At 67.2% G+C, this 12,769-nt stretch carries 14 protein-coding genes; 7 read left to right on the plus strand and 7 right to left on the minus strand.

The window, feature by feature from the left end; translation table 11 throughout:
• The first annotated feature begins 21 nt into the window (after positions 1–21).
• The 4 genes from BM115_RS19585 (at position 22) to BM115_RS19600 (ending at position 3,781) form a co-directional block, all read left to right on the plus strand.
• Positions 22–1,305 (plus strand): MFS transporter, encoded by a 1,284-nt coding sequence (locus BM115_RS19585; RefSeq protein ID WP_092297826.1) that lies wholly within the window; start codon positions 22–24, stop codon positions 1,303–1,305.
• Positions 1,306–1,391: 86 nt separating this feature from the next.
• Positions 1,392–2,054 (plus strand): response regulator transcription factor, encoded by a 663-nt coding sequence (locus BM115_RS19590; RefSeq protein ID WP_092297961.1) that lies wholly within the window; start codon positions 1,392–1,394, stop codon positions 2,052–2,054.
• Positions 2,055–2,185: 131 nt separating this feature from the next.
• Positions 2,186–2,920, plus strand: coding sequence for a sensor histidine kinase (locus BM115_RS19595; RefSeq protein WP_369823503.1), 735 nt, complete (start codon positions 2,186–2,188; stop codon positions 2,918–2,920).
• 30 nt (positions 2,921–2,950) lie between these two features.
• On the plus strand, positions 2,951–3,781 hold the full coding sequence (locus BM115_RS19600) for an alpha/beta fold hydrolase (RefSeq protein WP_255370911.1): 831 nt from the start codon (positions 2,951–2,953) through the stop codon (positions 3,779–3,781).
• Positions 3,782–3,808: 27 nt separating this feature from the next.
• Here the strand turns inward: BM115_RS19600 and BM115_RS19605 are convergent, their stop codons facing one another.
• Entirely contained in the window at positions 3,809–4,084 is a 276-nt protein-coding gene (locus tag BM115_RS19605; RefSeq protein WP_092297832.1) for an FmdB family zinc ribbon protein, read from the minus strand.
• A gap of 229 nt (positions 4,085–4,313) precedes the next feature.
• Here BM115_RS19605 and BM115_RS19610 point away from each other — a divergent pair, with 229 nt between their 5' ends.
• Positions 4,314–4,841, plus strand: coding sequence for a DUF3016 domain-containing protein (locus tag BM115_RS19610; RefSeq protein ID WP_177219970.1), 528 nt, complete (start codon positions 4,314–4,316; stop codon positions 4,839–4,841).
• On the opposite strand, the gene BM115_RS19615 is transcribed toward BM115_RS19610, so the two are convergent.
• Complete coding sequence (locus tag BM115_RS19615; protein WP_092297838.1) at positions 4,838–6,244, minus strand: sensor histidine kinase; 1,407 nt, start codon at positions 6,242–6,244, stop codon at positions 4,838–4,840. The two genes, BM115_RS19610 and BM115_RS19615, sit on opposite strands and share 4 nt — an antisense overlap.
• Before the next feature lie 19 nt (positions 6,245–6,263).
• Positions 6,264–6,968 carry a response regulator gene (locus BM115_RS19620; protein WP_092297840.1) on the minus strand — a complete coding sequence of 235 codons (705 nt, stop codon included), beginning with the start codon at positions 6,966–6,968 and terminating at the stop codon, positions 6,264–6,266.
• A 202-nt stretch (positions 6,969–7,170) separates the two neighbouring features.
• Between BM115_RS19620 and BM115_RS19625 the strand changes: the two genes are divergently transcribed.
• Positions 7,171–8,232 (plus strand): porin, encoded by a 1,062-nt coding sequence (locus BM115_RS19625; RefSeq protein ID WP_092297843.1) that lies wholly within the window; start codon positions 7,171–7,173, stop codon positions 8,230–8,232.
• Between the two features lie 96 nt (positions 8,233–8,328).
• Here the strand turns inward: BM115_RS19625 and BM115_RS19630 are convergent, their stop codons facing one another.
• Together BM115_RS19630 and BM115_RS19635 are read right to left on the minus strand one after the other, a co-directional pair.
• Entirely contained in the window at positions 8,329–9,663 is a 1,335-nt protein-coding gene (locus BM115_RS19630; protein WP_092297846.1) for a PQQ-dependent sugar dehydrogenase, read from the minus strand.
• Between the two features lie 89 nt (positions 9,664–9,752).
• On the minus strand, positions 9,753–10,238 hold the full coding sequence (locus BM115_RS19635) for a GFA family protein (RefSeq protein ID WP_092297849.1): 486 nt from the start codon (positions 10,236–10,238) through the stop codon (positions 9,753–9,755).
• 313 nt (positions 10,239–10,551) lie between these two features.
• Between BM115_RS19635 and BM115_RS19640 the strand changes: the two genes are divergently transcribed.
• Positions 10,552–10,890 carry a hypothetical protein gene (locus BM115_RS19640; RefSeq protein WP_092297967.1) on the plus strand — a complete coding sequence of 113 codons (339 nt, stop codon included), beginning with the start codon at positions 10,552–10,554 and terminating at the stop codon, positions 10,888–10,890.
• A gap of 31 nt (positions 10,891–10,921) precedes the next feature.
• Here the strand turns inward: BM115_RS19640 and BM115_RS19645 are convergent, their stop codons facing one another.
• Positions 10,922–11,857, minus strand: coding sequence for a LysR family transcriptional regulator (locus BM115_RS19645; protein WP_092297852.1), 936 nt, complete (start codon positions 11,855–11,857; stop codon positions 10,922–10,924).
• Positions 11,857–12,759, minus strand: a complete 903-nt coding sequence (locus tag BM115_RS19650) for a 2-hydroxy-3-oxopropionate reductase (protein WP_092297855.1) — start codon at positions 12,757–12,759, stop codon at positions 11,857–11,859. The genes BM115_RS19645 and BM115_RS19650 overlap by 1 nt, the downstream gene beginning before the upstream one ends.
• Between the last annotated feature and the right edge of the window lie 10 nt (positions 12,760–12,769).

Consider the following 12,769-nt stretch of genomic DNA (forward strand, 5'->3'; position numbering starts at 1 on the left):
TTCCTTCGAACGGCCTAGACAATGACAACAAAAAACATTGACCAGCCCGCGTTGCCGAGCCCATCCAGCCTGGACTGGTATGCGGAACTGAGCCCGCAAGCCAGGCGGACGTTCCTGGCATCGTTCATCGGCTGGGCCACCGATGCCTTCGATTTCATGGTGTTCAGCTTTGTCCTCGCGTCACTGATCGACGTCTGGGGACTGGACCGGGGCCAGGCAGGGCTGCTGGGCACCGTGACGCTGATCTTCTCCGCGATTGGCGGATGGATCGCGGGCATGCTGGCGGACCGCTACGGCCGGGTCAAGGTGTTGCAGGGCACAATCCTCTGGTTCTCCGTCTGCACGTTCGCGATCGGCTTCGCGCAGAATTTCGAGCAGATCTTCGTGCTCCGTGCCTTGCAGGGGCTCGGCTTCGGCGGGGAATGGGCCGTGGGCGCCGTGCTGATCGGGGAGATCATCGCCCCGAAGCACCGTGGCAAGGCGGTCGGCCTGGTGCAAAGCGGCTGGGCGGTCGGCTGGGGGCTCGCGGCGATTCTCTACAGCATTGCGTTCTCGGTGCTACCCGAGTCGCTGGCGTGGCGCAGCTTGTTCTGGGTGGGCGTCCTGCCCGCGCTGCTCGTCCTGTACGTGCGCAAGCACGTGCCGGAGCCCGAAGTGTTCGCGACGGCGGCCGAGGCAAGGCGACAAGGGGTCAAGCCCGCTTCGATGTGGGTCATTTTCTCGCCGGCGTTGCTGCGCCGGACCGTGCTGGCCGCGCTGCTGTGCACGGGCATCCAGGGCGGCTTCTATGCGATGTCGACATGGCTGCCCACCTACCTGAAGCTGGAGCGGCACCTGTCCGTGCTGAACACCGGCGGCTACCTGATGGTGATCATCGTCGGCTCCTTCTGTGGGTATGTCGTCGGCGCCTATCTGTCCGACTACTGGGGGCGCCGGCGCAACTTCATCCTGTTTGCGCTGCTGTCGATCGCCTCGGTATACCTCTACCTGACGCTGCCCCTTTCCAACGCGGAGATGCTGTGGCTCGGTTTCCCGCTGGGCTTCGCGTCCTGCGGCATTTTCAGTGGGGTCGGCGCCTACCTGACGGAGTTGTATCCCTCGGAAAGCCGCGCCAACGGGCAGAGCTTTACCTACAACTTCGGGCGCGGCATCGGCGCCCTGTTTCCGAGTCTGGTCGGCATGCTCAGCCACTCCACGAGTCTTGCCATGGCCATCGCCATTTTCTCGGGGGCCGCGTACGGCGTGGTGCTGCTCATGGTCTTGCTGTTGCCCGAGACAAAGGGGCAGGCGCTGGATACCGTGTAGACCCATACCTTGGTATGGATGCGCGCCTGCCGGCGTATGTCAGAGCATTCCAGATTCACTTCTTCTATAGCGCACCGTTTCCGACCATGACTGCCCCCCACCATGCTTCCACGGCTTATCCGCAGGTGCTCGCCCAGGGCACGGTCCATATCGTGGACGACGACGAACTGATGCGCAAAGCCCTGACCAGCCTCCTGGAGTCCATCGATCTGCAGGTCCGGGCGTTCGGGTCCGTGGAGGACTTTCAGCGCGCGCCGAAAGTGATCGGCCCCGCCTGTCTTGTGCTCGATGTCCGCCTGCGCGGGCAAAGCGGGCTCGCGTTCCAGAAGTCGGCAATGCAAAAGGGCCAGCCGCACATGCCGATCGTCTTCATGAGCGGCCACGCCGATATCGCCATGTCGGTGAAGGCCATGAAGGCTGGTGCGGTCGATTTCCTGGCCAAGCCGTTCCGGGACCAGGACATGATCGACGCCGTCATTGCCGCGCTGGAGCGCGACATGCAGCAGCTTGAAACGGAGCAGTCGTTGCGCGGGCTGCGACGGTCCTGGGATACGCTGACCGCCCGTGAGCGCGAGGTCCTCCGGCATGTCGTGGCCGGCATGATGAACAAGCAGATTGCCGCGGCCATGGGCATTGCCGAGATCACCGCGAAGATTTATCGCGGCCACGCGATGCGCAAGATGAACGCGCGCACGGTGGTAGAGGCCGTTCAGATCTTGCGCGCGCTGGGCGAGGCGCGCGCTGCCTAGCCCGGCCACCGGCGAAGCGTTCGCGTAAATGAAGGTTTAGGGACCGCCATCTCACCGGATGATGGCGCCTTGCACCGCGTCATGGTGATATTCCGCAGCGCCGTTTGGTTGACGGCGAACGGAGAATGCCAATGACTATGGAACCGGGAGCCCTGACGAGTGTGCTCCTGCTCGGATGCGCCGGATTGCTGCTCTTTGCACTGGTTTGTGCGCAATGGATGTACCGGCGATGCAAGGCGCGAGAATCCGAGCTGCTGACCATGCAGGCATCGTATGCGCATGACTTGCGCACGCCGCTGACACGCATGCTGCTGCGTTGCGAGATGATCGACGACGCGCCGCTGCGTCACGCCATGGAGCGTGATCTCGACGAAATGCGGGAACTCGCCGAAGCCAGCCTGTCCTGCGCGCGCATGCAGAGCGGCCTTGTACAGCCGCTGCGGAGCGTGGACGCGGATAGCCTCCTCGACGTGCTGGTCCAGGACTATCGGGATGCGGGCTGCGCACTGGCGCTGGAAGGGCAGGTGGGACGCCCGATCGTCACCTGTCCACACGCGCTGCGCCGCGTGCTGGTCAACCTGATCGACAATGCGTTTCGCTATGGCAGCGTTGTCCGCATCGCCGTTCGCATGGAGAATAGGCGCCTGCATCTGGCTGTGATCGATTCCGGACCCGGGATCGCGCCATCGGAGCTGGATGCCGTGTTGAGGCCATGGTACCGGTCGCCGCACACCGCCAGCCGGGGTCCGGGCAGCGGCTTGGGGCTGGCCATCGCCCTGCGACTGGCCAAGGCCATGCGTGGGGAGTTGAAGCTACAGAATCGGCGCGAGGGCGGCCTGGAAGCGAGCTTGTCGCTGCCGCTCTGAGCGGCGCGGATTCACTGGGGAGGCAGGATTTTGAAGGAAGACACATCGGCGGCAGCATTCGTCGCACGATTGACGGCGCAGGGCACGACCCGCGTCACGGAAGCGGCCGGGTGCCGCATGGTGTGGCGCCGCTTTGGCAGCGGGCCGGATGCGCTGCTCGTGCACGGCGGCCACGGCAGCTGGCTGCACTGGGTGCGCAATATCGAGGCGCTGGCGGCCCGCCATACGGTCTGGGTGCCCGATCTGCCCGGCTATGGCGTCTCTGGAGACCCGGTGGGGACCGACATGCCGGCGCTGGTGGAGGCCGTGGTGGCGAACTTCGCCCAACTGCCCGATATGGGCGATGTCGATCTGGTCGGCTTCTCGTTCGGCGGGCTGACGGCCTCGCATCTGGCCTCCCGCCTGCCCAACGTGCGCGGGCTGGCGCTGCTGGGGCCGGGTGGCCACGGCGGCACACGGCGGCAGACCATCGCGCTGGTCGACTGGCGCCGCGCCGAGAGCCCCGAGACGCTGGCGGCGGCGATGCAGCAGAACGTCGCCGCGTTCATGATCGCGGACCCCGCCAAGGTGGATGCGCTGGCGCTGCTCGCCTACACCGAGTCCTGCCGCGACACGCGCTTCCGCAGCAAGCAGATTTCACGCGCCGGCGGGCTGCGCGCGGCGCTGGACCGCTTCGGTGGGCCGGTGCTGATGGCCTTCGGGGAGCACGACGTGACCGCTGATCCGCCAGAGGTGCTGGCAAGCCTGATCGACGGGCGGGAAGGCAGGCGCGGCGAGATCGTGCCCGGCGCCGGCCACTGGGTCCAATACGAGGCCGATACGGCCGTCAACGCGCTGCTGCTGGCGTGGCTGGCGCGCTGAGCGGACGATAAACGTAGACTGGTCCGGTCAGCCCGAGCTGAACTTGGACCACCCCGCGCCACCCCGGCCACCATCGGCACGTCCGGCCAGCTTCACCGGCCCGCAGCAGGCACACCCTGCACCATGGCCCGCCAACTCCGACGGCACGGCCCCCGGTGCCCCCGCCAACGCCGGCGCGGCCACCAGCGCCCGCGCCGCAGCCTTGCCACAGTGCGGGCAGCCAACCGGCTCGTCCCGCTGCGCCATCGGCCGCATCAACGCAAAATCGCCGCAATCGTCACACCGGTAGTCATAGGTGGGCATCGCTTCTCGCTGGGTCGGGAAATAAGAGGGGTTCAGCTTACGCCAGGCCTTGTGAAACGTCGATGGCGGGGAACCCGGGCGGTTAGGGGCCAGCGTTTCCCCCGCTGACCTATCCTGAAACCATCCCGGGCTCAGCGGCTTGATGCCGGGTGGCGCATGCGTTCCTGTCCCGTTTGTCCGGGCATCGTCCGTCGGCGTTCCAGGCCGTGCTTTCTGCAGGCGTGATGCCATGTCCACGTACTTTTTTCCCGTTCTGGTTGCCTTGGCGACGCTGGGGGTGTCCGGGGCGGCCGGCGGGGCGCCGGCGCCTTCGCAGGGGCAGCCGTCTTCGGCGTTGTCGGTGACGTTCATCCATCCCGAGACCTATACCGATGCCTCATGGTCGCAGTCGTATGGCAGTGACCGGCAGGTGCTCGATGACATCCGAAAGCACTTCGCCAAACTGGCGGCGCGCAAGTTGCCGGAGGGGTATTCGCTGACGATCGAGGTGCTGGACATCGATCTGGCCGGCTATATCGACTGGCGCTACGCGCAGCAGGTGCGCGTGATCCGGGATGCCACGTGGCCGCGCATGACGCTGCAATATGAACTGCGCCACGGTGACGAGGTGGTGGCCAGCGCGCAGGAGCGCATCTCGAACATGAATTTCGGTTGGGGCGTGAACCTGTACGGGCCGTCGGACCGGCTGCGCTACGAGAAGGTCATGATCGACGACTGGTTCGGGCGCCGGATCGGCAAGCTGACGGGCAAGAGCTAGGCCGCCTCGCCCCCGGCAGGCGGGAAATGAAGCGCGATGGTCAGGCCGCCGCCGGGCGTGTCGCCGAGCACGATTGCCGCGCCGTGGAGTCGGGCGATTTCCCGCACGATGGATAGCCCGAGCCCGCTGCCGGCGCGCGCTGCGCTGGCCTCCCCCCGATAGAAGCGCTGGAACACGGGTTCCCGGTCCTGCGGCGCGATGCCGGGGCCGTTGTCCTCCACCTGTAACCGCGTGCCGCGCACACGCACCGTCACCATGGCGCCAGCGCCCGCGTAGCGCACCGCGTTGTCGATCAGGTTGCCGAGTAGTTCCTGGAGGAGTTCGGGCTGGCCGTCGATCTCATCCTGCGCGTCGCCAGCTTCGGCAACGTCTCCTTCGAAACCCAGATCCACCCCGTCCCGCCGGGCGAGTGGCGCCCAGTCCAGGGCCACCGCCTGCGCCAGCGCGCCGAGCCGCAGCCGGTGGAGCGTGGGCGCATAGCCGCTGTCCGGCTCCAGCCGGGAGAGCGACAGCAGCTGCTCCACCTCCTTCGCCGCCTGCCGGACCGAGCTGTTGAGGCGGGCCAGATGCGCCCGCGCGCCGGCCAGTTCGCGTTCGCGCAGCGCCAGTTCCGATTCGGCCTGGATGATGGCCAGCGGCGTCTTGAGCTGGTGCGCGGCATCGGCAAAGAAGCGCTTGCGCCCCTCGACCATGCGCTGGAGCCGCGCCACGTACTGGTTGACGGCGTTGACCAGCGGCTGGGTCTCCACGGGCAGCGTGGCGGCGTCCAGCGGCTGGAGGTCGTCCGGGCCACGCGCGCTTATCGCCTCGGACAGCCGGTGCAGCGGCCGCAGCCCGCGCCGCACCCCGAACCAGACGATGGCCAGCGCCAGGCTGACCAGCATCAGCTCCTGCAGCAGCGATCCCATCAGGATGTCATTGGCCAGTTGCGCGCGCGGCTCGGTGGTCTCGGCCACGAGCACCCAGACCAGTTGCGTGCGCGCGGAGCGCACGTCGTGCAGCGGCAGCGGCATGGCGGCCATCCGCACCGGCTCGCCGCGATAGTCGGCATCGTAAAACTGCGTGCGATAGAGCGCGCGCACGGGTTGGGCCGGCATCGGCAGGGCCGGATAGCCGGTGATGGTGGCGCCGGTCTCGTCGCGGATCTCGTAGTAAATGCGCGAACCGGCTTCGGCGTCGAAGACTTCGAGGGCGAGGTAGGGTACCTCCACCTCCACGCGGCCGTCGCGCAGACTAATGCCCTCGCGCATGGCCTTGAGCGAGGCGGCCAGCGTGCGGTCGAACGCCTCGTGGGCGGCGGCCATGGCGCGGCGGTCGGTCAGCCAGGCGTCGAGCGCCAGCAGCCCGAGCAGCGGCAGCAGCAGCCACAGCGAGAGCTGCCAGCGCAGGCTCGCCGATTTCATCGCCGAGGTCCTGACCGGCTCACGGCTGGGCGGCGAGGTTGGCGTCCTCGGGGGCCGGGGCGCGCACCTCGAGCAGGTAGCCCAGCCCGCGCAGCGTGACGATGCCGACGCCGCTGCCTTCCAGCTTCTTGCGCAGCCGGTAGACGTAGATCTCGATGGCGTCCGGGTTCACCGACTCCTCGATGCCGAAGATCTTCTCCGATAGCGCGGCCTTGTTGACGGCCCGGCCATCGCGCATCAGCAGGATCTCCAGCACCGCGCGCTCGCGCCCGGTCAGCGCCAGCAGTGTGCCGTGCAGCGTGAAGGCCCGGCTGACGGCGTCGTAGTGGAGTGGCCCGCAGTGCAGCGCGGTGCGGTCGTGGCCGTGGCTGCGCCGGATCAGCGCGCGGGCGCGGGCTTCCAGTTCGGTCAGGGCGAAGGGCTTGGCGAGGTAGTCGTCGGCGCCGAGGTCCAGGCCGCGCACGCGGTCTTCGACGGAACCGTGCGCGGTCAGGATCAGCACCGGCACCGGGTTGCGCCGCTGCCGCAGGCGCCGCAGCACTTCCAGGCCGTCCAGGCGGGGCAGGCCGATATCGAGGATGGCCAGCGCGTAGTCCTGCGTGGAGAGCAGGTTGTCGGCGCTCGCGCCGTCGTGCATGCAATCGACCGTGAAGCCGCTCTGGCCCAGGGACTCCACGAGGGAGGCGGCCAGTTTCAGGTTGTCTTCGGCAAGCAGGATACGCATGGCAGGGGGACGGCAGTAGCGGCAGGGGAACGGCAACAGCGCGTGATTGATACCGGGAAGCAGCGGGGCGGGCTAGCTAGGGAAAGCCCCAATCCGCACGCCCGCAACGGTCCGTATTTGAAGGATTTTCGAAAGCGATCTGAAAGTGAGCCTCCCATACCATTCGCGCCGTTCACTCACAAAAAAGACACAGGAGACAGGCATGAAACGGATGGCATGGGTCGTTGCCGGGATGGCTTGCGTTGCTACGGGCGGTGCGGCAGCGCAGTCCAGCGTCACGCTGTACGGCATCGTGGATTCGGGCGTGGAGTACCTCAACCACGCCGGGCCGGGCGGTGGTTCGGCAGTCAAGGTGATCTCGGGCGGCAAGAATACCTCGCGCTGGGGCCTGCGCGGCACCGAGGACCTGGGCGGCGGCCTGAAGGCCGTGTTCCAACTGGAAAGCGGTATCGCCATCGACACCGGCAAGCTGGACACCGACAACACACTGTTCGACCGCCGCGCCACCGTGGGCCTGCAGAACAAATGGGGCCGCCTGCTGCTGGGCCGTGACTTCACCACGACCTACGATTTCATGCTGCCGTTCGACCCGATGGGCTACGCGCCGAACTACTCGTGGGCGACCTCGTCCACGGCGTCGGGCGGGCGCAAGGACGGCATGTTCTCGCGTGCGACCAATGTGGTTCGCTATGACGGCACGTTCGGCGGCGTGAAACTGGGCGCCACGGTTTCGCTGGGCGAGGTGCCGGGCGAGTTCAAGTCTTCGTCGAAATACGACGTCGGCGTCGGCTATTCGTCGGGCGGCTTCGCTACCGCCGTGACCTGGGATCGCCAGAACGGCGCGGGCGGCAGCACCACGCCGGCCGATACGATGGACTATATCCAGGGCGTCCACGCCGGCCTGAGCTATGACTTCGGCTCGCTGGCGCTGTACGGCGGCTACCGCAACTACAAGCGCACCTTCACGAACGGCGCGGCCTCGCAGCTGAGCGACCTGTACTGGGTGGGCGCGGCGTACGACTTCACGCCGGCCTTCACGCTCTACGGCGCGGTGTACAAGCAGAACATCAAGGGCGCGACGGACGGCGATCCGATCCTGTTCTCGCTGCGCGCTCAATACAATCTTTCCAAACGCACCATGGCCTACCTGTCCGCAGGCTATGCCAAGGCGCGCAACGGTCAGACCGTGAGTCTCTCGCGCGACTTTGTGGGCTCTGCCAACAATCAGGTCGGCGTCACGGCGGGTCTCCAGCACCGCTTCTGATTCTTCACAGTCGGATTGTTGTTTGGACCATCGTGGTGGGTGGTCTTCCGGCGGCGCGAGGGGCTCGCGCCGCCGGTTTTTGCTTTTCGGCGCTATCTATTTAGTCGCGCCGGTCACGCGCCAGATCACATTGCCGACGTCATCGGCCACCAGCAACCCGCCGCGCTTGTCCACGGCCACGCCCACCGGGCGGCCCTGGGCGTCGCCGTCGGCGGTCAGGAAGCCGGTCAGCACGTCGAGGGGCGCACCGTTGGGCTTGCCCTGCTCGAACGGGACGAAGATCACCTTGTAGCCGGCACGCGGCTTGCGGTTCCATGAGCCATGCTGGCCGATGAACATCCCGTGCTGGAACCTTGCCGGCAGGCTGTTGCCGGCGGCGCTGGCCAGCCCTAGCGAAGCCGTATGCGTGCCCACCGCGTAGTCGGGCACGATGGCCTTCGCCACCAGATCGGGGGCCGGCGGCTTCACGCGCACATCCACATGCTGGCCGTAGTAGCTGTACGGCCAGCCGTAGAAGCCGCCATCGCGCACGGAGGTAATGTAGTCCGGCACCAGATCGCTGCCGATTTCATCGCGCTCATTCACGGCCGTCCACAACATGCCGCTGGTCGGCTCCCAGGCCATGCCGTTCGGGTTGCGCAGGCCGCTGGCGAACACGCGGTGCTGGCCGGTCTGGCGATCCACCTCCCAGATGGCGGCGCGGCCCGCTTCCTTGTCGATGCCGTTTTCGGCCACGTTGCTGTTCGAGCCGACCGTGACGTAGAGCTTGTTGCCGTCCTGGCTGGCGATGATGTTCTTGGTCCAGTGATGGTTCAGCGGCCCGCCTGGTAAATCCACGAGTTTCTGGCCCGGATCGGTGATGCTCGGCTGTCCCGGCGCGTAGGGATAGCGCACTACGGCGTCGGTATTGGCCACGTAGAAGTCGTTGCCGACCAGCACCATGCCGAACGGCGAATTCAGGTCCTTGAGGAAGACGGAGCGCTCGTCGGCCACGCCGTCGCCGTTGGTGTCGCGCAGCAGCGTGATGCGGTTGGCGCTCGGCACGCCCGCGCCGGCGCGCTTCATCACCTGCTTCATGACCCAGCCCTTGATCCCTTTCCCGTCGTCCGGCTTGGGCGGCGCGTTCGACTCGGCCACGAGGACATCGCCATTGGGCAGCACGTAGACCCAGCGCGGATGGTCGAGCTTGTCGGCGAATGCGGTCACCGTCATGCCATCCGCCGCCACCGGCTTCTTGCCGTCCTCCCAGCCCTTGGCCGGCGCGATATGCACGGTCGGGATCAACGTCTTGTTCGGCTCGGGCAATTGCGGCGAGGCGCCGATGCCGGCCGACTCCGGCAGCTTGGCGGATTCGCCGCATCCCGTGGCGAGTAGCGCAGCGACGGTCAGGCAGACGGCCAACGGGAGAGGAAGAGGGCGGAAGCTCGGCATGTCAGGCTCCTTGCGCGCGGGGCGCCATGCTTGGAGCATAGGAAATCACTTGGCAGGCGTCTGTCGGCCAGTGTCCGACTTTAGGCCACTCAGGCCAGCAGGCGGTGCCGCTTGTGCCAGTCGTGCAGCGATTCTTCCGGCCAGGTCTCGCAATGGCGATGGCCCTTGCCGCGTGGCACATCCACCCATGGCGCGACGTTCTCCAGCGAAGCCTCCACCACTTCGGGTGGGCGGGGCAGGGGCGTGTCGATGGCGCTCGCGTTGGGGTAGACCATGTCGGGCCAGCGCGGGTCCCAGAGCCACAGCGGACTGCCGCACTCGGCGCAGAAATGGCGGAAGGCCTTCGAGCGCTTGGGGCGCTGGCCGGGCTCGCGCATCACGGCGTGATAGCGCGAGACATGCTTCTTGCCGCGAACGCGCAGCGAGTGGGCATCCCCGCCGAGGTTGATGCCATAGCCTCCGCCGCCGCCAGTCTTGCGGCAGATCGAGCAATGGCAATGCATGTAGGGGCAGGGCGAATCGGACTCCAGACTGAACTGCACGGCGCCGCATTGGCACGAGCCTTCGAGATGCATGATCCCTCCTGGTTGGCACGGTCGATGCCTCCCAGTGTGGGCGACGGAGCCGGTCGCTTCAAGCACGCCAAATCTGCAGAATTCGCGAAAAGTGTGGCGTTGTCGGAGAGTGTCTGTCAGCGCCGATGAGTTTTTGTAAGGAGATGTTGGAATGCGGCACGCGGGGCACGAGTCGGCTTCTAAACTTCGGTGCGCGGCGCAGGAAGGCAAGACATCCTGCGTGCGGCATTGCGTGGTGCCCGCGCTGCCACAGGTTGTACGCGGGCACCGTCCGAGATAACAACATCTTGAGAGGTCTCATATGTCCAAGAACATGTCCACGAACCGAATCATCCGCACTGGCTCGCTGATCGGCGCCCTGACCGCTGGGCTGTTGTCCGCCACCGCTTTCGCCCAGACCACGGCCGCCCCGGCACCCGCCGGCGGCAACGCCGCCGTGCCGCCGGGCATGACGCAGATTCAACCGCCGAAGGACCCGCTGGTGGAGCGCCGCGAAGCCCGCAAGGTTGCGAGCGACCAGTACAAGGCCGAGAAGGCCGCCGCGAAGGGCGAATACAAGCAGGATGTTGGCGCCGCCAAGCAGGAGCGCAAGGACGCCAACAAGGCGGCCAACGAAACCGCCAAGCAGGAACTGCAGGCGCCGAAGCAGTAAGCGAATCCCACCCGGATTCCCGGGGGCGGGGCTAGACCAGCCGCGCTCCCGGCCACGCGCCGGACATCACGATATTCCGCACGGACTGCCGCACGGTCTGCATGATGTCCCACAGCTCGGGCACCACGGTGCGATTGCGCGCCGTGGCCAGCACTACCTGGCGCGTCACCACCGGCTCCACCAGCCGGGCCGAGTGCAGCCGCCCCTGGGCCACGCGGTCCGCCACGGCGGCGAACGGCAGCAGCGTGGCGCCGCAGCCATCCTCCACCAGCCGCATCGACACCGTATTCGAGGCATCGCACTCCAGCGCCATGTTCAGCGTGGTGCCGGCGCGCGCGGCCAGCGATTCGGCCAGCACGCGCAGGCCATGCCCGGTACTCGGCAGGATCAGCGGCACTTCGCCCAGCCGCCGCACCGGGAAGGTCAGGCCGAGGTGGCTCCACGAGGTGGGCGTCACCAGCGTCAGGTCTTCTTCCAGCAGGACATCCACCTTCAGCGCGCCTTGCTGCTCGGGCAGGTAGAGCAGGGCGACGTCGATCTCGCCGGCAGCCAGCCAGGCAAGGATCGGGCTGGCCAGCCCTTCGGCAAAGCGCAGCTTGGTCGCCGGAAAGCGCTGCTTGAGCGCCGTGCCGATGGCCGCGAAGGCCGTGTTGGCGATGGTCGGCTGCGCGGCGATGACCAACTGGGACGGCCCCTGTGCCGTGGACTTGCGCACGGCGGCACGGGCCTCGTTGAGCGTGACCGCCACCTGGCGCGCGTAGCCGAGCAGCGTGGAGCCGGACTCGGTCAGCACCACGCCCCGGCCGCTGCGGTGGAACAGGCGCGTGTCCAGCGCCGTCTCCAGCCGGGCGATCTGGCGGCTGACCGTGGACTGGTCCGCGCCAAGCTCCAGCGCCGCGCGGGAGATGCTCTGCGTGTTGGCCACGCAGACAAAGCACGCAAGGTCGTCGGAGTTCAGCGCCGACATCAGCCCGCCGTCTTGGGCTTGTCGCCGATGGCGAACGACGACATATGCTCGATCGCCTTGACCAGCCCCGAATGGTCCCAACCCGCGCCACCCTGCGCCACGCAGACGTTGAACAGCTGCTGGCAGGACGCCGTGTTCGGCAGTCCCACCCCCAGCGCCTTGGCCGTGGACAGCGCCAGGTTCAGGTCCTTCTGGTGCAGTTCGATGCGGAAGCCGGGGTCGAACGTGCGCTTGATCATCCGTTCGCCATGCACTTCCAGGATGCGCGAGCTGGCAAAGCCGCCCATCAGCGCCTGACGCACGCGCGCCGGGTCCGCGCCGGCCTTGGCGGCCAGCACCAGCGCCTCGCTCACGGCCTCGATGGTCAGCGCCACGATCACCTGGTTCGCCACCTTGGCCACCTGGCCGTCACCGACATTGCCGACCAGCGTGATGTTCTTGCCCATCAGCTGGAGCAGCGGCAGCACGCGGTCGAACACATCCTGCTTGCCGCCGGCCATGATCGACAGCGTGGCCGCCTTGGCCCCCACCTCGCCACCGGACACCGGCGCATCCACATACTCGCAACCCAGCTGCTCGATGCGGGCCGCGAACTCGCGCGTCTCGATCGGGGAGATCGAACTCATGTCGACCACGGTCTTGCCCTGGCTCAGGCCCTCGGCCACGCCGTGCTCGCCGAACAGCACGCGCGCCACGTCCGGCGTATCGGGCAGCATCAGGAAGATGACGTCGGCCTGACGCGCCACCTCGGTGGCATTGGCGCAGGCCTGCATGCCGGCATCCTGGAGCGCCTGCGGCACGCCGCTGCGCGTGTGGGCGTAGACCGTGTGGCCGCCCGCCTGAAGGTGTTGCGCCATCGGCGCGCCCATCACGCCGAGTCCGATGAATCCGATCTTGCTCATATCCGTATTC

It is taken from the genome of Cupriavidus sp. OV096 (assembly GCF_900115455.1).
Classification (GTDB): Bacteria; Pseudomonadota; Gammaproteobacteria; order Burkholderiales; family Burkholderiaceae; genus Cupriavidus.